This is a genomic window from Xenorhabdus sp. TH1 (assembly GCF_037260955.1).
GTDB classification, from domain to species: domain Bacteria; phylum Pseudomonadota; class Gammaproteobacteria; order Enterobacterales; family Enterobacteriaceae; genus Xenorhabdus; species Xenorhabdus griffiniae.
Window position 1 is genome coordinate 415,534 of record NZ_CP147734.1, and the last position, 23,851, is coordinate 439,384.

Consider the following 23,851-nt stretch of genomic DNA (forward strand, 5'->3'; position numbering starts at 1 on the left):
AGACTCCTAAGGATTATTCGCAATGAAAACCATTTACTTAGCTTCTGGCTCCCCAAGACGGCGTGAATTGGTGGAATTATTGGATTTTAACTTTGAAATCCTGACACCTCAGGTCGAAGAAAAATGGCATGAAGGGGAGTCTCCACAGCAATATGTTACTCGATTAGCCAGAGAGAAAGCACAATCTGGCGTAGCCATTGCACCTCACGATCACCCCGTTCTGGGAGCGGATACCATTGTTGTATTGAATAACTGCATCTTGGAAAAACCACAAAATCAGCAACACGCTGCGCAAATGCTTAACGCCTTGTCTGGTCAGTGCCACCAAGTAATGACGGCTGTTGCTTTATCGAACAATCAACACACCTTGAGTGAGATAGTCATTACAGATGTGATATTCCGCCAGTTGTCCCAATCGGAAATACAGGAATATATTGCTACTGGGGAGCCGATGGATAAAGCCGGCGCTTATGGGATCCAAGGTAAAGGCGGTTGTTTTGTCAGAAAAATTAACGGCAGTTACCACGCTGTTGTCGGCTTGCCACTGGTGGAAACGAATGAATTAATCACACGATTTTTAGCGTTAGCTGATGGGAAGGACTATTCATGACAGCAGAGTTATTAGTCAATGTAACACCATCCGAAACGCGGGTTGCTTATATTGATGGCGGTATCTTACAAGAAATTCATATTGAGCGGGAAGCCAAAAGGGGCATTGTCGGAAACATTTACAAAGGGCGTGTGAGCCGGGTTTTACCGGGTATGCAGGCGGCTTTTGTCGATATTGGGCTGGAGAAAGCGGCTTTTTTGCATGCTTCGGATATTGTGCCCCATACTGAGTGTATTGCCGGAGAAGAGCGGAAAAACTTCCATGTCAGGGACATTGCTGAATTGGTGCGTCAAGGGCAGGATTTACTTGTCCAGGTAGTGAAAGATCCTCTGGGAACAAAAGGTGCCCGTTTAACAACGGATATCACCTTACCATCACGTTACTTGGTGTTTATGCCAGGTGCATCGCATGTTGGTGTTTCACAGCGCATAGAGAGCGAAGCAGAGCGTGAGCGCCTAAAAAGCATCGTGATGGAGTATTGTGATGAGCATGGGGGTTTTATTATTCGCACGGCTGCTGAAGGTGTGGGAAAAGAAGAACTGAGGCAGGATGCCGCATTTTTGAAGCGCCTGTGGAGTAAAGTGATTGAACGTAAGAAACGCAATATCACTAAAAACAAGGTCTATGGTGAATTAGCTCTGGCACAGCGTGTCTTACGTGATTTTGTTGGTGCTTCCCTCGATCGTATTCGAGTTGATTCCCGCCAAACATTTATCCAATTGCAGGAATTTATTGATGAATATATCCCTGAAATGAACGCTAAACTGGAACATTATCAGGGAAACCAGCCGATATTTGATCTGTACGACGTGGAAAATGAAATTCAACGGGCGCTGGAACGTAAGGTGGAATTAAAGTCAGGCGGGTATCTGATCATTGATCAGACAGAAGCCATGACGACAATTGATATTAATACGGGTGCTTTTGTTGGGCATCGCAACTTAGATGAGACTATCTTTAATACTAATATTGAAGCAACACAGGCAATCGCCCGGCAATTAAGGCTCCGTAATTTGGGCGGTATCATTATCATTGATTTTATTGACATGGGTAATGAAGAACATCGTCGCCGTGTATTAGCTTCCCTGGAACAGGCATTAAGCAAAGATAGGGTAAAAACCACCATCAATGGTTTTTCACAATTGGGCTTGGTCGAGATGACACGCAAGCGTACGCGGGAAAGTATCGAACATATCTTATGTGATAATTGCCCAACGTGTCAGGGACGTGGCACGGTAAAATCCGTCGAAACTGTCTGTTATGAAATCTTGCGTGAAATTGTACGCGTCAATCGTGCAATTGATGCGGATCGTTTTCTGGTTTATGCCTCGCCAGCCGTCAGTGAAGCCTTAAAAGGGGATGAGTCTCACGCATTGGCCGAGGTGGAAATTTTTGTGGGTAAGCAGGTCAAAGTGCAGACAGAACAGCGTTACAGCCAGGAGCAATTCGACGTTATCATGATGTAACACGATCCGTTCATTATGTAAGAGCGAGTCTGTAGAAGAAGATTTGTAGAAACTAGCTTGCAGAGAAATAGCGCTGGCAACCAAGGAGAAATGCGTGAAGCGACTGCCGGGGATACTATTAGCGACAGCCGCAATAGTTATTATCATTGTGGCTTTGCTTGTCAGCGGGTTGCGTTTCTTCCTGCCACACATCAATGAATATCGTCAGCAATTAGTCGAAAAAATTGCTGACGTGACAAACATTCCTGTCAATATTGGCTACATAAAAGGACACTGGGAACCTTTTGGTCCTAGTCTGGAAATCCGTGATATCAGGGCAAAGACGGCAGATGTCGATATTCATGCCAAAAAGGTCATGCTTTCTTTGGATGTCTGGCGCTCACTTCTACAACGGCGCTGGCATTTTCGTGATCTGTCCTTTTACCAGCTTCAGGTAAATTACAATAAGGCGCTGTTTGACACAGAGGGCGAAAACAGGTTTTCTCAGCCGGATAGCCTCTCTACCTTGTTTCTTGAACAATTCAATCATTTTGATTTGCATGACAGCCGATTGACCTTTTTGACGCCATCAGGTGAAAAAGGTGATTTGCTATTACCGCAACTAACCTGGTTGAATCAAGATAACCGCCATCGGGCACAAGGCAGCGTAAGCCTCTCTTCGCTTAATGGGCAAGAAGGTATTGTCCAGGTGAAACTTGACCTGAAAGATAGCGATGGGATCTTGGATAATGGCACCGTTTATTTGCAGGCCGATGATATCGACATGCGATTGTGGTTAAGCCGTTGGTTAAGGGATAACACGGGGTTGGATAAGGCCCATTTCAGCTTAGCCAGTTGGATTACCTTGCAGAATGGGCGGATTGATAGTGGACGCTTGCAGCTTAGGCACGGTGGCGCCAATTGGGATGTCGGAAATGAAAAACACCGACTTGAAGTGCGTGACTTCCTTGTGCAGATGCGTCGTCAGGGGGAAGGGTGGTTGTTCGAAGTACCAAATCTGGCCAGCCTGAAAACTGACGAGCAACGATGGCCTGAAGGGAAGATTGCGGCACTGTATGTTAAACAGTCTCGGCAATATCAGGACAATGATCATTGGCGTATTCGTGCTGAAAATATCCAACTTGAATATTTAAACGGAATATTACCGATACTCTCTTTTGTGACACCGGATATCGTCAAGGATTGGCAATACCGACAGCCAAAAGGGGTGATTGACAATTTTGCCCTCGATATCACACCAGCCCTTCCCGATGATATGGACATTCGCCTGAAATGGCAGGATGTAAGCTGGTTACGTTGGAAAGAACTGCCTTCAGTTAACCATTTTAGTGGCAGCTTAGAGGGAAATAAGCATTGGGGAAAGCTCAATCTTGCACTGAAAAACAGCACTATTGATTATGGCAATATGTTTCAGGCTCCGCTTGAGATTACCCGCAGCGAAGGGCAGGTATCCTGGAAAAATGGTCAAAATGGCATGGAAGTATGGAGCCAGGGGCTGGATTTGCAGGCCAAATCGCTGTGGCTTAATGGAAATTTCCATTACCTAAAACCTCACAGTAAACCACCTGTTTTATCCATGTTAGCGGGAATTCGAGTTAATGACCTGGGTGAGGCTTGGCGCTATTTTCCCAAGCCACTGATGGGGGAATCTCTGACAGACTATTTGACTGCTTCCTTGATTAAGGGAAAGGTCGATAATGCGACCCTGATTTTTCATGGTGATCCTCATGACTTTCCGTTTAAACAGAACAACGGTCAATTTCAGGTATTTGTGCCGCTGCGCCATGCCACTTTTCAATACCAACCCGATTGGCCGGCACTGTTTGATTTGAATATTGATCTTAACTTCCAGAACAATGGATTGTGGATGCTGGCACAGAAAGCACAGTTGGGAAAAGTGGGGGCGACTCACGTTTCGGCAGTGATCCCTGATTACGGTAAGCATAAGCTGTTTATTGATGCGGCACTTTCTGGGGATGGGAAGAGTATTCATGATTATTTCAACCACAGCCCGATGGCAGACACAATTGGCAGCGCACTAGAGAATTTACAGCTTAACGGTCGGGTGGATGGAAAACTCCATATGGATATTCCTTTACGGCATGGGAAAGTTGTGGCGAGTGGAGAAGTGGCGTTGAAAGATACCCATTTGTTCATTAAGCCATTGAATAGTGAGATGGCGCATCTCAATGGCAAATTTCGTTTTGACAATGGTAACTTAAAAAGTGAGACATTATCTGCTCATTGGCTAGGAAACCCTTTGTCCCTGAAGTTTTCTACCCAAGATTTGCCAAAGCGTTATCAGGTTGATGTAAAACTGGATTCACATTGGGCGGCGAAGGCATTACCGGAACTTCCGGCAGAGATCCGCAACAAGTTATCTGGAGCGCTAAATTGGCAGGGGGATGTCAATGTTACTCTACCTTCAGGTGAGTCAAAAAGTGACGTGAAATATCGTGTTGCAGTTAATGCAGATTTGTCACATTTGAACAGTCAGTTACCAATACTGGACACAGAATCTCTGCGGGAATGGGATAAAGTTAATCTCCATGCTGAAGGTGATATGAACCAGCTCCAGATCACAGGATTAATGGGCAAGAAATATGCATTCAATACGCAGTGGGATCTGGAAGAAGCCCCTGCCAAATTGCAGCGAGGTATTTTTCGAACCGATAATGAGGGGATTCCTGAACTGCCGAAAAAATCATTACTGGCATTAAAGTTGCCTTCCATTGATGGTGAAAAATTATTGGCGTTGCTTGCTCTTTTGCAGTGGAAACCATCGGAAGAAGAGGGTTTTCTGTGGCCAAATGTATTTGAAATTTCATTGCCTGCACTGGATCTTGCTGGACAGCGTTGGAATCAGCTCGCATTCGATGTCATGCAACAAAATGGTGAAGTAACCGTGAATGCAAAGGGGAAAGAGATTGATGGCCGCCTTTTGATTGCAAAACATAAGCCGATGCAGGCATCAATCAATTACCTTTATTATGATCCTCTATTTGCGACAGATTCGTTGAGTGATGACAAAAAGTTAATGCCAGATAAGGAGCCAATGCCCCATTATGCTTTGAACAGTTGGCCTGCATTGGATGTTAAATGCGCAGAATGCTGGGTGGGTGGATTAAAACTCGGCAAAGTATCTGGTTCGATCAGGCCAGAAGGTGATTCTCTGGTTTTGACCAATGGGAAAATGGAGAACAGTGCTGGAAACCTGACATTATCTGGGCGTTGGTATGAAAACCATACCGGAAGTTATAGCCATATCAAAGGGTATTTATCAGGAGAAAAATTCGATGATATGGCTGCTTATTTGGGCTTTATCGTGCCGATTGTGGGTGCACCTTTCAAATTTGATTTCAATTTGAAATGGCAAAATGTCCCGTGGCAGCTGGATCTCAAGACATTGAATGGCACGTTGACTGGAAACATGAAAAAAGGGGCTATTGCCAAATTAGGCGGTGGTAGGGCTGGGCAATTATTCAGGCTTATTAGTTTTGATGCGTTGTTGCGTAAATTACAATTGGATTTCAGTGACACATTCAGTAATGATTTCAACTTTGATTCCATTCGTGGTGATGCAACGGTAAAAAATGGTGTTTTGTATACCGATAACTTTTTCATCGATGGATTGGCAGCAGATATTAATGCAACAGGGCGGACAGATCTAGTTCAGCGCCAGATCGATATGGCATTGGTCATTACGCCAGAAATTTCGACAACAGTGGGCGTCGCGACGGCCTTTGCCATCAATCCTGTGGCTGGTGCGGCAATTTTTGCCGCGACAAAAGCACTGAGGCCTCTTTGGAACAAGATATCGGTGATTCGCTATCGGTTAACGGGCAGCTTCGAACAGCCTAAAATTGATGAAGTTTTACGTCAGCTTAAGGAGAATAAAGGGCCATGAGAAATGTCAATGTTGCACTTTTACAATTATGTAGTGGTGCGAATGTCAAACACAATTTAGCGCAAATTGAACAGCAGATTAAGCAATTACCAGAGACAGTAAAACTGGTTCTGACGCCAGAAAATGCCCTGTTATTCGCTGATGCTGATACCTACCGCGCACATGCAGAAACACAGGGCAGTGGGCCATTGCAACAGGCCGTGAGCGAAATAGCACAACGTTACGGTATTTGGCTGCTGATTGGTTCTATGCCATTGGTCAGTCGGGAAGATCCCTCGCGTATCACCAGCAGTAGTTTACTGTTTGATGATCAGGGGGAAATCCGGGCACGTTACGACAAAATCCATATGTTTGATGTCAATATCAACGATGAACACGGTGCTTATAATGAATCCACTGTTTATCAGCGTGGGGAACATATTACCGTTGTTGATACACCCGTTGGTCGCCTGGGGATGACTATCTGTTATGATCTGCGTTTTCCTGGGCTTTTTCAGGCATTGCGTGAACAGGGTGCCGAGCTGATTTCCGTCCCTGCTGCTTTCACTCGATTGACGGGTAAGGCACATTGGGAACCTTTGCTGAGGGCCCGTGCTATCGAAAATCAATGTATTATTTTGGCACCGGCGCAGGTTGGTGTACATGGCACTCGCAGGACATGGGGACATACCATGGCGGTCAGTGGCTGGGGAGAAATTATCAAGAAAAATTCTCTGACTGTCAGCGCATTACAGCTTAATATTCGTCGGGATAGTTTGAATCACATGCGTGATCAGATAAAAGTGGTGAAACACAATCGCTTCCGTCCACAACTGACTTCTTTGATAAAAAAGAATACAAATTAAGATAAAAGAGTAATCAATATGAGTTTAACTTATGTCAGTGAACATTTACTGGCGGCTAATAATTTGAATCATCAAGACTTATTTTCTGTACTGGGTCAATTGGCGGAGCGTCGCTTGGACTATGCCGATCTCTATTTCCAATCCAGTTATCATGAAACATGGGTATTGGAAGATCGCATCATCAAAGAAGGTTCCTACAATATCGATCAAGGCGTGGGTGTTCGTGCGATCAGTGGAGAAAAAACGGGTTTTGCTTACGCAGATCAAATCACATTGAATGCGTTACAGCAAAGCGCTCAGGCTGCGCGTAGCATCGTGCAGGAAGCGGGTAAGGGTATTTCTCACACGTTAGGTGCAGTGACGCATAAGGCACTTTATCCAACAATTGATCCTTTGCAGAGCATGAGTCGGGAAGAGAAAATTGCTTTGTTGCACCGCGTTGATCAAATTGCCCGCGCGGAAGATCCCCGTGTACAAGAAGTCAATGCCAGCCTGAGCGGCGTTTATGAACAAGTGCTGGTGGCGGCGACAGACGGTACATTGGCAGCAGATATTCGCCCATTGGTACGCCTTTCTGTCAGTGTCTTGGTGGAAGAAGACGGTAAGCGTGAGCGTGGCGGCAGTGGTGGTGGTGCCCGTTATGGTTATGAATATTTCCTGCGTACCGAAGATGGTCAGATTTTGGCAGAGCAATTTGCTCGTGAAGCGGTTCGCATGGCATTGATAAACTTGTCAGCAGTTGCAGCCCCTGCGGGCACCATGCCAGTTGTATTGGGTGCTGGATGGCCGGGAGTTCTGCTGCATGAAGCGGTAGGGCATGGTCTGGAAGGGGATTTTAACCGCCGCGGAACTTCTGTTTTCTCTGGTCAGGTTGGGCAAAAAGTGGCCTCAGAACTCTGTACCGTAGTGGATGACGGGACACTTGAAGGGCGCCGTGGTTCACTGGCTATTGATGATGAAGGCGTTCCAGGGCAATACAATGTCTTGATCGAAAATGGCATTTTGAAAGGCTACATGCAGGATAAGCTCAACGCTCGCTTGATGGGAGTGGCTCCGACGGGTAATGGTCGCCGTGAATCTTATGCCCATTTGCCGATGCCACGTATGACTAATACCTACATGCTGGCGGGGAATTCCACACCAGAAGAAATCATCGCCAGTGTAGATCGTGGGCTGTATGCACCGAATTTCGGTGGTGGTCAGGTGGATATCACATCGGGTAAATTTGTTTTCTCAACTTCTGAGGCTTATTTGATTGAAAACGGTAAAATTACCAAGCCAGTAAAAGGGGCGACCTTGATTGGCTCGGGGATTGAAGCCATGCAGCAAATTTCAATGGTTGGCAATGATTTGGCTCTCGATAAAGGTGTGGGTGTCTGCGGTAAGGAAGGCCAAAGTGTCCCAGTGGGTGTTGGGCAACCAACGTTGAAACTGGATAACCTGACTGTAGGTGGAACAGCCTGATAATTTCTTGAGTATTAGGACGAGTGGCTTGAGGTCATCATGAAAAAGAGCATTCTGGCGGCGGTACTATTGGCTCTGGCGGTCATGTATACCGCCTTTGCTAACTCAGAGGAAGAACAGATTGATGTTCTGACTGAACAAAGCCGTGTAGCGGACTATCTGCGCCAGCATCACACATTGCCAGATTATTACATTACGAAGAAACAAGCTCGTCGTCTTGGCTGGAACGCTCGTGCAGGTAATTTATGTGAAGTATTGCCGGGCAGGGCAATTGGTGGTGATAAATTTTCCAACCGTGAGAATAAATTACCGACAAAATCCGGCCGCCACTGGTTTGAAGCAGATGTCAATTATCGGTGTGGGCACAGAGGAAGTGACAGGTTACTTTATTCTAATGATGGCTTTATTTTTCTAACGGTTGATCACTACAACAGTTTTACCCGACTGGAGTAATGGTATGAAAAAGGTGGAATTCGACTTTAATAAGATCCCTGACTTAAACGCTTTCTATGATGAATTCAAACAGCGCTTCGATCTTGGGGATGATTTTGGTGCCAACCTAGATGCAGTGTGGGATGTCGTGACTGGCTATATTCAGTTACCTGTTGAGATTAATTTTATCCGCGTGACTGGGCAAAAAAGAACACGTTTTGCGGCGCTAATATTGTTGTTTGAAGAAGCCGAAGAAGAGTTGGAAGGGGAATTGCGGTTTAATGTGATAGGTTGAATTGTCTCTTCCGTTGGTATTTCTTGAGCCGCTTGCGATGATGCAGGCGGCTTTTTGCTTATTAAACACATGCGTTAATCACATGGCTTTTATCGCCAGAAAAATATCTCTCAATATTTTTAAATGCACTTTCGAAATAAATGTCATAACAGCTTTTAGTAACATAACCGATATGTGGGCTGCAAAGTACGTTGTTTCGTTTTAATAAAGAGTGATTGGTATCCCAGATCGGCTCAATATCAAAAACGTCCAAGGCGGCAAAACCAGGGGTGCCTAAATCAAGGGCTTTTTCCAGCGCCCCTGTTTCTATCAACCCTGAGCGGGCTGTATTTACCAAGACTGCGGTAGGTTTCATTTTGGTTAAATCAGAAAGTGTGATATTTCCTGTAGTTTCTTTCACTAATCGTTGATGCAGGGTGACAACATCTGAAGTCTGGAAAAATGCTTCACGGGAGCCTGGAACAATTAATCCTTCTTGGCGGGCATGATCTTGGGCACGATTTGAACCCCAAACTTGTACTTTCATATCAAACGCTTGTGCGTACTTAGCAACAAGTTGGCTTATCTTACCATAACCGACTATCCCAAGCGTTTTTCCTGCGACGGTGTCGCCAAATTCAGTTTGCCAGTGACCTTTCTTCATCATTTCTACAGACGGCACAAATTGGCGTATCGCACTTTGAATTAACAACCAGGTTAATTCTGCTGCGGCAACAGGTGAACCACTACCTTCAACAACAGCAATACCCCGTTGTTTGCACAATTCAAGATCGATATTGTAAGCAACTTTTCCGGTCTGACTGATGAGTTTTAGATTGGGTGCTTTAGACAAGAATTTTTCGTCAATTAAAGTTCTTTCACGGATCAGGATGAGGGCATCAGCTTTGGATAATAGTTCTTCTGCTTTGGGATCACGGTCGAGGGCACCGAGGCAAACGATTTCAAAGTCACTGTGTTGGTATAAAGCCTGGATTTGTTTTGTAGCATGTTGATAATCATCAGGAATAACAACTAATGGCATTTGAGATATCCTTTGGCTAAATTATTAATAATGTAGGGAAGGTTACCTTATTTTGTTCACCAAACAATAACATTTTATTAATTTTGTTAACTTGATACAGCTGCTGTAACGAAGAGGAAAGGATGGAAGGAAATGACCGCCAATTCTTAATGAAATGGCGGTGAAGATGGATTAAGCGGATTCCGATAACTCTTTCAAATATTGGAAAATTTGACGGTAGGATTTAGGTGGCTTGTTAGCTGCCTTCTCCTTTTTCGCATTACGGATCAATGTGCGAAGTTGCTGGCGATCAGTGTGTGGATACAGTGTAATGACTTCTTCAAAGGCATCATCATTTTCAAGCAATTTGTCACGTAGTTCTTCCAGTTTATGTAAAACAATAACTTGCTGGTTGTGACGGTTTTTCAGTTTATCCAACGCCGTGGTAATTGGCTCAGGATCACGGGCACGCAACAGTTTGCCAATGAGCTGCAATTGACGGCGACGTCCTTCACGCTTGATTTTCTGTGCCAACTCAATGGCTGCCCGCAGATCTTCATCCAGTGGAATGCGCTCCAGTTGGCTTTTACTCAGTTCAACCAGTTCTGCGCCCAATTTTTTCAGAATTTCTGCATCTCGCTTGATTTCACTTTTACTGACCCAGATTATCTCTTCTTCTTCCTCTTCAGCAGGATAATTGTCGAGCCAATCTTCAGGCTGCTTTGCCATAATTGTTTTCCTTCTAAAAAGGCCGGATAAGGTACGTTTTGGAGCATGACCTATCGTCCGGTGGGTGTTAACATCCTAATATTGTGTATTGTAACTGGGAAAATTGCCGGATTACCACTCGACATTCGTGTCATAAACCGGAAGCAGGCATTTTTTCTGACAAATTCTCTCTTTAATTCAATGGATTACGTTAATTAATGATAGTTACCAATCAACAAATCGCGGAGCAGCGTAAACTGCTGGAAGATGCGGTTGCCCATGCGCTGGAGTTGGCTAAATCCGGTTGTGATGCTGCGGAAGTCGCGGTCAATAAAACGACGGGAATTAGCGTCAGTACCCGTTTTAGTGAAGTCGAAAATGTTGAGTTTAACAGTGACGGCGCATTGGGGATCACGGTTTATCACCAGCAACGCAAAGGTAGCGCTTCATCAACAGATCTCAGCCCAGAGGCGATTGCTCGTACTGTGCAGGCTGCTATTGATATTGCGCGTTATACCTCGCCTGATCCTTATGCTGGCCCGGCCGATAAAGCGTTATTGGCATTTGAAGCGCCTGAATTAGATCTTTTCCATCCCGCAGATTTAGATGCAGATAAAGCCATTGAATTGGCAGCCCGCGCTGAACAAGCGTCATTGCAGGCAGATGGGCGCATTACTAATACGGAAGGCGGAAGTTTCAACAGCCACTATGGTATCCGGGTATTTGGTAATAGCCACGGTATGCTGCAAAGCTACTGCTCAAGTCGTCATTCTATGTCAAGCTGTGTGATTGCCGAGCAAGATGGCAATATGGAACGCGATTATGCTTATACTGTGAGTCGCCATTTTGACGAGTTGGAATCGCCTGAATGGGTGGGGCAAGAGTGCGCGCGTCGTACGCTTTCTCGTCTGGGAGCGCGTAAGTTACCAACCATGAAAGCGCCAGTGATCTTTGCTGCGGAGGTGGCTACAGGGTTGTTCGGTCATTTGGTTGGCGCGATCAGCGGTAGCAGTATTTATCGTAAATCTTCTTTCTTGTTGGATAGCCTGGGTAAACCGATCTTGCCTTCATGGCTGACGATTGAAGAACAGCCGCATTTATTGCGTGGGTTAGCTTCAACGCCATTCGACAGCGAAGGTGTGCGTACGATACCACGTGATATTGTCAAAGAGGGGGTTTTGCAGACTTGGTTACTGACTTCCTATTCTGCCCGTAAGTTGGGAATGGTGAACACGGGGCATGCAGGAGGAATTCATAACTGGCGTATTGCAGGCCAAGGGCTGGACTTTGCTGGCTTGTTGCGTGAAATGGGCACTGGCCTGATCGTCACTGAGCTGATGGGACAGGGTGTTAGCGCGGTGACGGGGGATTATTCTCGCGGCGCATCTGGTTTCTGGGTTGAGAATGGTGAAATTCAATATCCTGTCAGTGAGATCACCATTGCCGGCAATTTGAAAGATATGTGGGCGAATATGGTGACAATTGGTAATGATATCGAAACACGTAGCAATATTCAGTGTGGTTCGGTGTTGCTGCCGGAAATGAGTATCGCCGGTCAATAGGGATACTCAATTAACAGCAGCCAGTTCGGCGTCACTGAGCTGGCTGGAAATTAGCGGTGATATTCGCCCGCGGCTTCTGGTTGGTAAAGTATTTCTAATACTTTTATGCGGGTTGTTTCACCGTTTGGCAATGTCCATGTGATTTCATCATTCACCCGCAAACCCAGAAGAGCAGCACCCAAAGGCGCCATAACGGACAGATGTTTGGTGCTGTCTTGCAGGGAAGCAGGGTAGACCAGCGTACGAACACGTTCTTCATTACTGCCCTGATCAATAAAGCGAACTTCACTGTTCATGGTGACAACATCGGCTGGGATATCTACCGGTGCCACTATTTCCGCTCTATCCAACTCTTCATTCAAGGCATCTGCGATGCGGGTATTGGCAAAAGCAGGTTGTTCCAACAGGGAATCTAAACGTTCGGCATCCAATTCATTGATAATGATTTTAGGTTTTTTCATACCACACTCCAAATTAGGCTCAATACAAAATAACACCCCACATCGCAAGGAGGGGGGTGTTATTTTCAAAGTCATTAAAATGATATTAGGCTGTTCTGCCGCGAAAATAAAGAGATCATGATCACGAACTGTTTTGCATTGTTAATGAAACAAGTCCTATCTGCAATGGAAAAAAAGAACAGTCTGCCACCATTTTGATCCACAGATTATAAGCCGGTGGTTACGATACGCGGGTTGGTTTCACCCCAAATGGAGGAAAGCTCAACAACATGCATTCCTCCCCATTTTTGGATATCAGACTGAGTGATTTCGTCGTTACCTTGTTTACCAAAAATGACCACTTCATCGCCGCTCTTCACTTCTGGTAAGTCAGTCACATCGACCATCACGGTGTTCATGGAAACGCTACCGACAACAGGGGCACGGTGACCGTTGATCAGAACGTAAGCTTTGTTTGACAGGGCAGAACTAAAGCCATCAGAGAAACCAATCGGCAAGTTAGCGAGCTTGGAATCGCGTTTCAGGATGAAAGTGTTGTCGTAACCGACACCATTACCTTTAGGATATGTTTTAACAGAAGCAACGCGGGTTTTCATTTGAATCAATGGCTTGAATTCTGGGTGGCTGGTGGTCAGAATGCCGTACAGCGCACTGCCAACGCGTACCATGTCGAACTGCGCTTCAGGAATGCTGAGTGATGCAAAAGAGCTTGATGCGTGCAGTGTGATTTCGTCCCTGTTCAGATTTGCTGTTTTGATCAGCCAGGAAGTTTGTTCTTTGAAGTTTTTAATGCTGTCACGGATTGCATCCAGATCGGTGAATGCATGGTGGCTCATCATACCAACCAGTTTCAGGTTAGATAACTGAGCGATTTTCAAAGCGTCTTGTTTGCCTTGCTCAGTTTTCATTTCCAAACCGTTGCGGCTCATAAGGCCTGTGTTCAGCATCAGGTGAACGCGAATGGCTTTGCCATGTTTTTGTGCCAGAGCATCAATCGCTTGGGCGTGCTCCAAATCGCCGATCATTTCTTCCATGTCATAGCCCAATGTGCTTTCGATTTCAGCGATGTCAGCCGTACGGACACGTATCAGTTGCCCTTTAAAGCCGCTTTCACGCACGATGCGGGCTTCTTCATTACTGGTGATCCCTACACAAGGCACGCCAGTTTTGATGATGGAGGGCATCAGCAGATCAATACCATGACCATAAGCATCACCTTTCAAAACTGCGCACATTTTGGTGCCTTTATTCAGTTTCTTTTGCAGCGTGTGAATATTATTTTCGAAAGTCGTGGTATTGATTTCAACCCAAGCGTTATTGGTTGCTGCGATACTTTCTGCATGGGTGTTATCTAAAGAGAGCACAGGCGCTGCTTGGGCAATACCTTGAGACAGACTCAAACCAAGAAGAATTGCCAGTGTGGTTTTATTAAAACGCATGAAGTAAATCTCCATTTTAGGAACTGTATGCATAATGTTCTTCGTGTAATTGCGTTTTAATAATAAGTTTTTTCTAATTTAATTTCACATGGTTAACTTATTGAAAGATAACATTTATTATCTATATTACACTATTTATAAATAATTAGATTAATTAACTAAGTTAATAATAAAAACGTCTTGTTTTTACTCTTTGTGAGAATTTAATGAATAGTTTATATTAATGATTTTTTACCTTTGGTCAGTTTTAATAACTAATTTTGTCTTTACCTTGGCAATAGCCCACACCGAAGCGCTCTCTAATGGTTTGCTCTGTATAGTCAGCCCGAACCTATCGGCGGCACTCTCTGCAATTGACAAGACAACACCATATGAAACTTGATGTCTTCGCGGGGAGACATCACACGCATCTTGAAGTTGGATTGGTATATATGAAAAGTGATTGGCCTATCTATAACATATAAAATGGGCGTGTTACTCTTCGTCAAACCCGGCATTGAAGAGTTCGATAATGGCCGCCAGTGCTTGTTGTTCATCCGGCCCATTGACTTCAACGTCAATATGGCTGCCTTGTTCAGAATCGAGCATCAGCATGGCAATGACGCTGCGGGCCTCGGCCTGTAAGTTACTGCTGTTACGCAGAATCACTTCTGATTGAAACTGTTGTACCAGATCATGCAGTTTCATCGCAGGCCGAGCGTGCATTCCGAGCCGATTTTTAATTTCAAGTCTTTGCTTGACTGTCATGGCTTGTGTTATTCATATTATTTGCGTTTTTCCAGTGTGCGGTGGCGTGATTGCACGTTTTTTCCACGGGAACGAAAATAATCAGCCAACTGTTCTGCCACATAGACTGAACGGTGTTTACCGCCTGTGCAGCCAATAGCGACGGTCAGATAACTGCGATTATTGGTTTCCAGCATAGGTAGCCAAAGTTCAAGATAGCTACGGGTCTGATAAATAAAATTATGAACTTCCGTGTGGCGATCCAAAAACGCGGCCACAGGACGATCCAAACCCGTCATTGGGCGCAGTTTCGGATCCCAGTGAGGGTTTGGCAGGAAACGCACATCAAAAACATAGTCTGCGTCGATAGGGATACCATGTTTGAACCCAAAGGATTCAAACACCATCGTCAATTCTCGTTCCCGTTTGCCTAATAGACGTGTCCTGAGCATTTCCGCCAGTTCATGAACGGACATTTCAGAGGTATCAATGATCAAGTCAGCACGTGAGCGCAGGGGTTCAAGCAAATCGCTTTCTTGGTCAATGGCACTTTCCAGTGACAGATTTTTGCTTGAGAGTGGGTGCAGACGGCGTGTGTCACTGTAGCGGCGGATCAGGGTATTACGATCCGCATCAAGAAACAGTAATTGTGGTGAAAAACTGTCAGGCAATTGCGTCAGGGCTTCTTCAAAAATTTCTGGCGATTCCGGCATGTTTCTGACATCAATGCTAACTGCCGCCGAAATATCACGTTCGGCCAGTGTACTTGCCAATTCTGGCAGCAACACAACGGGCAGGTTATCCACGCAATAGAAGCCCATATCTTCCAGTGCCCGTAAAGCAACGGATTTCCCAGAACCTGAACGACCACTGACTATCATCAGCACCATGAGGTGACTCCCCCTAAATGTTTATAATTATAATCGCTATTTATTCAGTAATAATTTTATACAGTTCTTCATCGCTCTGGGCTGAGCGCAGGCGACGGCAGAGATTTTTATCTGCAAGGCGCTTTGCAATCAATGATAGTGAGTGTAAATGGATCTGACATTGGTCTGACGGCACCAATAAAGCAAACAGCAAGTCAACAGGTTGATTATCAATGGCGTCAAAGGTAATGGGTTGTTCCAGGTGTAAAAATACCCCAACGGCATTATCCGAACGCTCTTTATCCAATTTGCCGTGAGGGATCGCAATCCCGTTGCCAATTCCTGTTGTGCCGACTTTTTCGCGCGAAAGAATAGCCTCGAATACGGCATTTTCCGGCACTTCAAGCTGTTTTGATGCTAGCTCACTGATAATCTCTAAGGCGCGCTTTTTACTCGAACAAGGTACGTTGTTGCGTGTACATGCGGGTGAAAGCACAGAGCTTAGTGGTAAATCTGTTTCGTTGTTCATTTCTTTATTCACTTAGGGCCTTGTTATACCAGATGCCTGATAAGGCATCCGGTATTAATGCACTGCCGCTCTAAAACCGATCTACAGATCGCACTAAGTACAGGGCGTTATAGACGGTGTTATAGATAGAACAGTGATAATTTTATGACAGCCCCGTTGCCTAAAAGCGATTAATGTTGTCTCAATTTACTTTTGTGTTTGGTCAATTGACGCGCTAGCTTATCTACCAGTACATCAATTGCCGCATACATGTCTTCATGTTCTGAGCTTGCATGCAACTCACCTCCATTAACATACACTGTAGCTTCGGCGATCCGTTGCACCTTTTCCACCCGGAGGATGACCTGAATGAGGTTAATTTTATCGAAGTATTGATTCAATTTGCCGCATTTGGTGTTCACAATGTTGCGAAGTGCATCGGTAATTTCAATATTGTGGCCTGTAACATTGAGTTGCGTGGTTTTGAGTTGCATAGGTGTTTTCCTTCTCTGTGTTGTTCAAACCAATTTTTTACGTTGGTTTGAAGGCGGGATGGATAACGACTCTCTATATTTTGCGACAGTCCGGCGAGCCACTTGAATACCTTGCTCAGCGAGTATGCTGGTCAATTTACTGTCACTCAGTGGCTTAGCCGGATTCTCTGCCGCGACCAGTTTTTTCACCAGTGCACGTATCGCGGTAGAAGAAGCTTCACCACCACTGTCGGTGTTGACGTGACTGGAGAAAAAATACTTAAGTTCAAAAATCCCTCGTGGGCTATACAGGTATTTCTGGGTTGTCACGCGGGAAATGGTGGACTCATGCATGTCAATCTGATAGGCGATATCAGCCAATACCAGTGGTTTCATGTGTTCCTCACCATATTCAAAAAAGTCTTGTTGCCGTTCAACAATACAGCGGGCGACTTTCAGCAATGTTTCATTACGACTTTCGAGGCTCTTGAGCAGCCATTTGGCCTCTTGCAAGTTATTGCGTATGAACAGGCTGTCACTCTCATTGTTGGCCCGTTGTCCCAGTGCTGCGTAGTGTTGGTTAATGCGCAGACGGGGGATGCTATCGGTATTTAGCCTGACTTGCCAGCTGCCATTTTCTCTCTGTGCCAATACATCTGGAATAACATACTCGGATTCACCGGTATTGACTACCAGTCCAGGTTTTGGCTCCAGTGATTGAATGATATCAATTGCCCCCTTCAGGGTACTCTCTTTTAATTTGCTCTGACGTAATAAATTACGGAAGTCTCGGTGACCCAGTAGTGCCAGATAGTTGCTGACAATAAGTTTGGCATCATTCAGATAGGGCGTCTTTGGCGGCAGCATTGCAAGCTGGATATGCAAGCATTCGCGTAAGTCACGGGCAGCAACGCCAATCGGATCAAAATGTTGTATGCGTTTGAGAACGGTTTCGACCTCTGCCAAAGTCAGTTCATCATCACCAATACTGGCAAGGATCTCTTCGATAGAAATGGTCAGATATCCGGTGTCATCAATGGCATCAATGATTGAAGTGGCAATAGCAGCGTCCGTTTCGGTAAATGGCGTTAATCCTGCCTGCCACATGAGGTAATCTTGCAAGGTTTGGGTGGTTTCTCCCTGATATACGGGGAAATCATCAGCGCTATAATCACTGTGAGTTCCTGAAGGCGTGCCAGCGGTGTAAATTTCATCCCAACTGGCATCCAGTGGTAGCTCTTCAGGCATCTCCCTCTGTTCAAGTGCGTCACGGGTATCCATGACTTCAGTGTCGGCATCAGAAAGTGCCTGATTCTCTACTTCCTGATGCGGATCATCCTGTTCAAGCAGCGGGTTGGTTTCCAACGCTTGCTGAATCTCTTGCTGAAGCTCAAGCGTAGATAGTTGCAACAAACGGATGGCTTGCTGGAGTTGTGGCGTCATCGTCAATTGCTGGCTGAGCCTGAGTTGCAAACTTTGCTTCATAGGGTTACCACTTTCTCCTTAACCTAGCTTGAAGAGTTCCTTGAATCGCGCTTGATAGAAGGATAAAAGTTAAAGGCGGAAACCTTCACCCAAATAAACGCGCTTAACCTGCTCGTTATTCAGGATGTCATTCGGCGTTCCGTGAGCAATCAAATGACCCTGGCTGACGATATAGGCACGTTCACAGACATCCAGTGTTTCACGCACATTGTGGTCAGTAATCAGTACACCCAACCCGTAATCCCGCAGATGTTGAATGATCTTTTTAATATCCAGTACCGAAATGGGGTCAACGCCAGCAAAAGGTTCATCCAACAGAATGAATTTGGGATTGGCGGCCAGTGCACGGGCAATCTCCACCCGACGGCGTTCACCACCGGAAAGTGATTGGCCAAGGTTATCACGCAGGTGAGAGATGTGAAATTCTTCCATCAACTCTTCTGCACGCGCTTTTCTTTGCTCTTGGGTCAGATCCTTACGGATCTCCAGTACCGCCATCAAATTGTCGAATACACTCAAACGACGGAAGATAGAGGCTTCCTGAGGTAAGTAACCTATCCCACGGCGTGCACGCTCATGCAGGGGCAGCAGGCTGATATCTTCTTCATCAATGGTGATAGAGCCAGCATCGCGTGGAACAATGCCAACGACCATATAGAACGTTGTGGTTTTGCCCGCCCCATTGGGGCCAAGCAAGCCAACAATCTCCCCTGATTTCACGTTTAGGCTGACATTCTCAACGACCTTACGGCCTTTATAGGCTTTCGCCAGATTTTCTGCGTTTAATATTGCCATCAGTCGTTATTTACCCTTTTTCTGAGCGTCAGCACCGTTAACACCAGGGCCTTTTTCTTGTAGCTGGGCAGGTAACAGGACGGTGGTGACATGTTTACCTTTATCACTAAATGCTTCCATTAGCTGTGTTGGTACCAGATAAGTGATTTTATCGCCTTTGATATTGCTGTCTAGCTGTTCAAGATAGGCGTCCCCCGTCAGGGTGATAAGCTCTTTATCCATCTCATAGCGCATCTTTAATGCATGACCTTTGATGGGCTTACCATCATCTTGCAATTGGTAAAAAGTGGCAGGATTACCAAATGCTTCAATCACTGTCTTGTCAGAATCCCCTTCCGGGCGGGTAACAACGACCTTATCAGCATGAATATCGATTGAGCCTTGTTTTACGATAACATTATCCGTAAATGTGGCAATGTTTCCCGTTAAATCTAATGACTGCCTTGCTGAGTCGATAGTAATGGGTTTTTTTGTATCATCTTTTAAGGCCAGTACGGGCAGGCTGACGGCAAAAAGCGTACTAGCAATAACGGAATTACGGATTAGGTTGTTCATGTGGAATCTCATATTGAGTGGTCACCTTTTCAATCAGTTCAGCAGTTTTGTTTCGCAGATTGCCGCGCATTTTCATGCCAACAGATTTCAGACCGACACCAATAAGCGTGACTCGGTCATCGGATGCGACATCTTGGGTTGTCAGATTGACGATCGCATTGTCTGTTGTGATCCGCTGCAATTGTGACGCATCGTTTAGGCTATCCACTTGGACATCCCCGTATAGATAGAGCATCTTATCTTGGGTCAGTTTGGCCTTGTTGGCGCGTACTGTCCATGTCGCTATCGGGGTGCCAGGGGAGCCATTGGGGTCAAATGTTGTCAATACAGGGTTGGTAAACCAGGTCAGTTTGGCTTCCGTATAGTTTTTAACATCGTCAGCGACCAGCTTGTAAGTCAGCTTACCTTCCGGATCATAGACAAAAGTAATGGCTTCCTGTGTTTGATAAGTCGGATAACCATCATCCACAATGGCTGATGAGGTATCATCATTTACATTCGAGAAATTCCAGCCAATCAGCGCAAGTGCGATCAGTGCCAGTATTGCGATCAGCCAGGATTGAATTTTGCTCATTCTTTTTTCAATTTTAATTTATATGGATAACCCTTTGGCATCTTCGAGCTTATTCTGAGCGAAGAGGACCAAATCACAAAGTTCCCTGACTGCACCGCGTCCGCCGGCAATCTGAGTCACATAATCTGCTTTTGGCAACAGTAAAGGATGGGCATCAGCAACTGCAACAGATAATCCAACTTGTGCCATGACAGGCCAGTCAATAAGGTCATCACCAATATAGGCGACTTGTTCTGGCTGCAACGCTAGTTTATCCAACAGTTCCTTATACGCCAAAACCTTATCATTTTGTCCTTGGTAAAGATATGTAATGCCTAATGTTTCTGCCCGATTTTCCAGTAGTTTTGCTTTGCGGCCAGTAATGATGGCAACTTCAATACCGGAGGTGATTAAACAACGGATGCCATAACCATCACGAACGTTAAAAGTTTTCAGTTCTTCACCTTCATTGCCCATGTAGAGAAGCCCATCGGACAGCACGCCATCAACATCACAAATCAGTAAACGGATTTGACGGGCTTTTTCGATAATTGCTTTATTAACTGGGCCATAACAGGTGTCCAGGTACGCTTTTTGACTCATTAAGAAATTCTCTTAAGATTTATATCATGCTTGTTTGTAACAGTTTACTTGTTTTATAGAAGACCAGCCTACACAACACCGGCCTGCAAAAGATCGTGCATGTGTAGTACACCAAGTAATTTGTCACCTTCTGTGACCAATAGTGAGGTGATATGGCGTGATTGCATTAGGTTTAAAGCATCAACCGCCAGGGCATTGGGTTTAATACGAATGCCACCGGCAGTCATGACATCAGAAATTTTTGCATTGTTTAAATCAATGCCCATATCGAAAACACGGCGTAAATCGCCATCGGTAAAAATACCATTGATCTGCATGTCATCATCACAAATAACCGTCATGCCCAATTTTTTGCGGGTGATTTCCACTAAAGCCTCACGCAGAGTCGCTGTACGGGGAACACGGGGGATGTCATCACCGGTGGTCATTAAGTCATTGGCCAGCAACAGAAGTTTGCGCCCGAGTGCTCCACCAGGATGGGAAAGGGCGAAATCTTCAGCGGTAAAGCCACGGGCTTGTAAGAGCGCAAGGGCTAATGCATCGCCCATGACGAGTGTGGCGGTAGTGCTGGTGGTAGGGGCTAATCCCAATGGACAGGCTTCTTGTGGAACTTTGATGCACAAGTGGATGTCCGCGGCTTTGCCCATGTTGCTGTTGCGATTATTTGTCATGCAGATGAGCGGGACTTTTTGTCGCTTGAGTACGGGAATTAATGCCAGAATTTCATTTGATTCACCAGAATTGGAAATTGCCAGCACGATATCTTTTGCGGTTACCATGCCGAGATCGCCATGGCTGGCTTCGCCAGGATGGACAAAGAACGAAGGTGTCCCGGTGCTGGCAAATGTCGCAGCGATTTTTCGCCCAATATGACCGGATTTGCCCATCCCCATCACAATGACTTTTCCTTCACAACTAAACATGAGCTCACAGGCTTGGCTGAAATCGTCATTAATGTATTGTTCCAGGCCAACCAGCCCTTCAAGTTCAATATGTAATACTTGCTTACCTGCTTGCTGAAAATCGATTTTAGGCATTTTTACTTCCCACTCTTTTCCCATTCAATCGGCAATTACTCAGTACCGTAATAATTAGAAACAAAAAGTACGACAAAATAAGCGATAAAACAGCCCAGTAGCAAGATGCCGTTCAATCGGTTCAATCGATGCTTTCTTCCCAGACAAAATACCGTGAATAGTATACTCGCTGCCATCATGACCCAAAAATCCCGGGAAAATGCTTGGTGTGAAAAGACACTAGGGGAAAGTATGGCGGGGATACCCAAGACAAGGGTGGCATTGAATACGTTCGAGCCAACAATATTGCCCATTGCCATGTCGTTCTCACCTTTTATGGCCGCCGCAATAGCGGTAGCAAGCTCAGGCAAACTGGTTCCCACGGCAAGCATTGTCAGGCCAATCACCAGTTCGCTGACACCATAAATACGTGCAATAACGGTTGCATTATCAATCACCATGCGGGTAGAAATGGGAAGAATCATTAGTCCCAGAACCACCCAAAGCAGTGCAATTCCTTTGTTGCCTTCAAGCGGCAATTCGGCATTTCGTTCCTGGGTATAGCTATCAACCCTATTGTGTTTGGAGAAAGCGGTCATCTTTATCATTAGGGAGATAAAGAAGAGGGCTGAAAGCACTAAAAAAATACCATCCAGCCGGCTCAGGTAGCCATTGGATAGCAAATACCCTGCAAATGCCGTGATCGCCAACATTAGGGGAACTTCTTGTCGCAGAATTTCTGATTTTACCCTGATGGGCCGAATAAACGCTGCTGCTCCTGTAATGAGCAGAAGGTTAGTAATATTGGAGCCAATGGCATTGCCTATGGCCATGTCTGGCTGTCCGTCTAAAATTGCTGTGACAGAGACCATCAATTCTGGCAGCGAGGTTCCTATTCCCATAATAACCAGGCCGATAATAAAAGGGGGAATTTTCATGGCGCGGGCAAAAACAGCCGCACCATAAACTAATCTATCGGAACCATACACCAGTAAAATCAACCCGGTAATGAGCAGTACAATTGTCAGAAACATGGAGTGTCCCTTAAATAAGTTTTATTCCGAGCATAATGCTAATGATGGTTGATTTTTAAACATGGAATGTTTATTCAGCTAGACTTATACATTCTGACGATCAAGCAATAAAAAGTAAAATCTGTCACAACTTTGCTAACGCAAAATTGGGCAATTTTTTGTAGTATGCATGATTAATTATTTAAATACAGTCATGAAGACAGTTCTATTAACGGTTAGGGGCTATCAACAATGAGTCAACAAACAGCAAATCTTATTGAGATCTGCGGAATGCATTTCACCCGAGGCCAACGCCCGATTTTTGCTGATATTAATCTGACCGTTCCGAAAGGAAAAATTACCGCCATTATGGGACCTTCTGGTATCGGAAAAACCACGTTGCTGCGTCTGATCGGGGGGCAAATTCGTCCTGAGCGCGGTGAAATTTGGTTTGATGGTGATAATATTCCGGCGTTGTCCCGCCCACGCTTGTATGCTGCCCGCAAAAAAATGAGCATGTTATTTCAGTCGGGTGCCTTGTTCACTGATCTGAATGTTTTTGACAATGTGGCTTTTCCCCTGCGTGAGCATACCCAACTGCCTGAAGTGTTGATTCATACAACCGTGATGATGAAGCTGGAAGCGGTAGGGTTGCGTGGTGCTGCACACTTGATGCCATCGGAACTCTCTGGCGGTATGGCAAGGCGAGCAGCATTAGCAAGAGCGATTGCACTCGATCCCGACTTGATCATGTTTGATGAACCTTTTGTCGGTCAAGACCCCATCACTATGGGTGTTTTGGTGAAGCTGATTGATGAGCTAAATCATGCGCTGGGTGTTACGTGTGTCGTGGTTTCCCACGATGTGCCTGAAGTACTGAGTATTGCTGATTATGCTTATATTGTGGCTGAGAAGAAAGTGATCGCAGAAGGTACTCCAGATCAACTGAGAATGAATCAGGATCAACGGGTACGGCAGTTTCTTGATGGTATTGCTGATGGGCCTGTACCTTTCCGTTTCCCGGCCGGGGATTACAAAACTGAGTTATTAGGATGATGGAATGTTA

The 23,851-nt window shown here is 45.3% G+C and carries 24 protein-coding genes; 9 read left to right on the forward strand and 15 right to left on the reverse strand.

Features of this window, described 5'->3' with window-relative positions; translation table 11 throughout:
• Nucleotides 1-22: 22 nt before the first annotated feature.
• The 7 genes from WDV74_RS01760 to WDV74_RS01790 all read left to right on the forward strand — a co-directional run bounded on the left by WDV74_RS01760 (nt 23) and on the right by WDV74_RS01790 (nt 9,019).
• Entirely contained in the window at nt 23-610 is a 588-nt protein-coding gene (locus WDV74_RS01760; RefSeq protein WP_338884216.1) for a Maf family protein, read from the forward strand.
• Nucleotides 607-2,076, forward strand: a complete 1,470-nt coding sequence (gene rng / locus WDV74_RS01765; protein ID WP_338884217.1) for a ribonuclease G — start codon at nt 607-609, stop codon at nt 2,074-2,076. The genes WDV74_RS01760 and rng overlap by 4 nt, the downstream gene beginning before the upstream one ends.
• A gap of 94 nt (nt 2,077-2,170) precedes the next feature.
• Nucleotides 2,171-5,983, forward strand: a complete 3,813-nt coding sequence (yhdP, locus tag WDV74_RS01770) for an AsmA2 domain-containing protein YhdP (protein WP_338884218.1) — start codon at nt 2,171-2,173, stop codon at nt 5,981-5,983.
• On the forward strand, nt 5,980-6,828 hold the full coding sequence (gene nit1 / locus WDV74_RS01775; protein WP_338884219.1) for a deaminated glutathione amidase: 849 nt from the start codon (nt 5,980-5,982) through the stop codon (nt 6,826-6,828). The genes yhdP and nit1 overlap by 4 nt, the downstream gene beginning before the upstream one ends.
• Before the next feature lie 18 nt (nt 6,829-6,846).
• Nucleotides 6,847-8,292 (forward strand): metalloprotease TldD, encoded by a 1,446-nt coding sequence (tldD, locus tag WDV74_RS01780; RefSeq protein ID WP_338884220.1) that lies wholly within the window; start codon nt 6,847-6,849, stop codon nt 8,290-8,292.
• An 84-nt stretch (nt 8,293-8,376) separates the two neighbouring features.
• The gene (locus WDV74_RS01785; protein WP_338885510.1) at nt 8,377-8,745 is read left to right on the forward strand and encodes a ribonuclease domain-containing protein; all 369 of its coding nucleotides are present in this window, start codon (nt 8,377-8,379) and stop codon (nt 8,743-8,745) included.
• Nucleotides 8,746-8,749: 4 nt separating this feature from the next.
• A complete protein-coding gene (locus tag WDV74_RS01790; RefSeq protein ID WP_338884221.1) occupies nt 8,750-9,019 on the forward strand; it encodes a barstar family protein in 270 nt (89 codons plus the stop codon).
• A 61-nt stretch (nt 9,020-9,080) separates the two neighbouring features.
• Here WDV74_RS01790 and WDV74_RS01795 read toward each other — a convergent pair whose 3' ends face one another.
• Together WDV74_RS01795 and yjgA are read right to left on the reverse strand one after the other, a co-directional pair.
• The gene (locus WDV74_RS01795) at nt 9,081-10,040 is read right to left on the reverse strand and encodes a D-2-hydroxyacid dehydrogenase family protein (protein ID WP_338884222.1); all 960 of its coding nucleotides are present in this window, start codon (nt 10,038-10,040) and stop codon (nt 9,081-9,083) included.
• 171 nt (nt 10,041-10,211) lie between these two features.
• Nucleotides 10,212-10,748 (reverse strand): ribosome biogenesis factor YjgA, encoded by a 537-nt coding sequence (gene yjgA, locus WDV74_RS01800; protein WP_338884223.1) that lies wholly within the window; start codon nt 10,746-10,748, stop codon nt 10,212-10,214.
• A 197-nt stretch (nt 10,749-10,945) separates the two neighbouring features.
• Here yjgA and pmbA point away from each other — a divergent pair, with 197 nt between their 5' ends.
• Complete coding sequence (pmbA, locus tag WDV74_RS01805; protein ID WP_338884224.1) at nt 10,946-12,289, forward strand: metalloprotease PmbA; 1,344 nt, start codon at nt 10,946-10,948, stop codon at nt 12,287-12,289.
• A 50-nt stretch (nt 12,290-12,339) separates the two neighbouring features.
• Here the strand turns inward: pmbA and rnk are convergent, their stop codons facing one another.
• The 13 genes from rnk to WDV74_RS01870 form a co-directional block, all read right to left on the reverse strand.
• Complete coding sequence (gene rnk, locus WDV74_RS01810) at nt 12,340-12,750, reverse strand: nucleoside diphosphate kinase regulator (protein WP_338884225.1); 411 nt, start codon at nt 12,748-12,750, stop codon at nt 12,340-12,342.
• 206 nt (nt 12,751-12,956) lie between these two features.
• On the reverse strand, nt 12,957-14,189 hold the full coding sequence (gene alr, locus WDV74_RS01815) for an alanine racemase (RefSeq protein ID WP_338884226.1): 1,233 nt from the start codon (nt 14,187-14,189) through the stop codon (nt 12,957-12,959).
• A 474-nt stretch (nt 14,190-14,663) separates the two neighbouring features.
• Nucleotides 14,664-14,936 (reverse strand): PTS phosphocarrier protein NPr, encoded by a 273-nt coding sequence (gene npr / locus WDV74_RS01820; RefSeq protein ID WP_047768742.1) that lies wholly within the window; start codon nt 14,934-14,936, stop codon nt 14,664-14,666.
• A 17-nt stretch (nt 14,937-14,953) separates the two neighbouring features.
• The gene (gene rapZ, locus WDV74_RS01825) at nt 14,954-15,805 is read right to left on the reverse strand and encodes an RNase adapter RapZ (protein ID WP_189758752.1); all 852 of its coding nucleotides are present in this window, start codon (nt 15,803-15,805) and stop codon (nt 14,954-14,956) included.
• A 40-nt stretch (nt 15,806-15,845) separates the two neighbouring features.
• A complete protein-coding gene (gene ptsN / locus WDV74_RS01830) occupies nt 15,846-16,313 on the reverse strand; it encodes a PTS IIA-like nitrogen regulatory protein PtsN (RefSeq protein WP_338884227.1) in 468 nt (155 codons plus the stop codon).
• Between the two features lie 170 nt (nt 16,314-16,483).
• Complete coding sequence (gene hpf / locus WDV74_RS01835) at nt 16,484-16,786, reverse strand: ribosome hibernation promoting factor (protein WP_338884228.1); 303 nt, start codon at nt 16,784-16,786, stop codon at nt 16,484-16,486.
• Nucleotides 16,787-16,810: 24 nt separating this feature from the next.
• Nucleotides 16,811-18,250: an RNA polymerase factor sigma-54 gene (rpoN, locus tag WDV74_RS01840; RefSeq protein WP_338884229.1), complete on the reverse strand. Its 1,440-nt coding sequence runs from the start codon at nt 18,248-18,250 to the stop codon at nt 16,811-16,813.
• Between the two features lie 69 nt (nt 18,251-18,319).
• Nucleotides 18,320-19,045, reverse strand: a complete 726-nt coding sequence (gene lptB / locus WDV74_RS01845; RefSeq protein WP_338884231.1) for an LPS export ABC transporter ATP-binding protein — start codon at nt 19,043-19,045, stop codon at nt 18,320-18,322.
• Nucleotides 19,046-19,051: 6 nt separating this feature from the next.
• Nucleotides 19,052-19,600 carry a lipopolysaccharide ABC transporter substrate-binding protein LptA gene (gene lptA / locus WDV74_RS01850; protein WP_338884232.1) on the reverse strand — a complete coding sequence of 183 codons (549 nt, stop codon included), beginning with the start codon at nt 19,598-19,600 and terminating at the stop codon, nt 19,052-19,054.
• Nucleotides 19,581-20,174 carry an LPS export ABC transporter periplasmic protein LptC gene (lptC, locus tag WDV74_RS01855; RefSeq protein ID WP_338884233.1) on the reverse strand — a complete coding sequence of 198 codons (594 nt, stop codon included), beginning with the start codon at nt 20,172-20,174 and terminating at the stop codon, nt 19,581-19,583. Before lptC ends, lptA begins: the two co-directional genes overlap by 20 nt.
• Before the next feature lie 18 nt (nt 20,175-20,192).
• A complete protein-coding gene (kdsC, locus tag WDV74_RS01860; protein WP_338884235.1) occupies nt 20,193-20,756 on the reverse strand; it encodes a 3-deoxy-manno-octulosonate-8-phosphatase KdsC in 564 nt (187 codons plus the stop codon).
• A 68-nt stretch (nt 20,757-20,824) separates the two neighbouring features.
• The gene (gene kdsD, locus WDV74_RS01865) at nt 20,825-21,793 is read right to left on the reverse strand and encodes an arabinose-5-phosphate isomerase KdsD (RefSeq protein WP_338884236.1); all 969 of its coding nucleotides are present in this window, start codon (nt 21,791-21,793) and stop codon (nt 20,825-20,827) included.
• A 35-nt stretch (nt 21,794-21,828) separates the two neighbouring features.
• Nucleotides 21,829-22,806 carry a calcium/sodium antiporter gene (locus tag WDV74_RS01870; RefSeq protein WP_338884237.1) on the reverse strand — a complete coding sequence of 326 codons (978 nt, stop codon included), beginning with the start codon at nt 22,804-22,806 and terminating at the stop codon, nt 21,829-21,831.
• 231 nt (nt 22,807-23,037) lie between these two features.
• On the opposite strand from WDV74_RS01870, the gene mlaF reads away from it, so the two are divergent.
• The gene (mlaF, locus tag WDV74_RS01875; protein WP_189758744.1) at nt 23,038-23,841 is read left to right on the forward strand and encodes a phospholipid ABC transporter ATP-binding protein MlaF; all 804 of its coding nucleotides are present in this window, start codon (nt 23,038-23,040) and stop codon (nt 23,839-23,841) included.
• Nucleotides 23,842-23,851 lie beyond the last annotated feature (10 nt).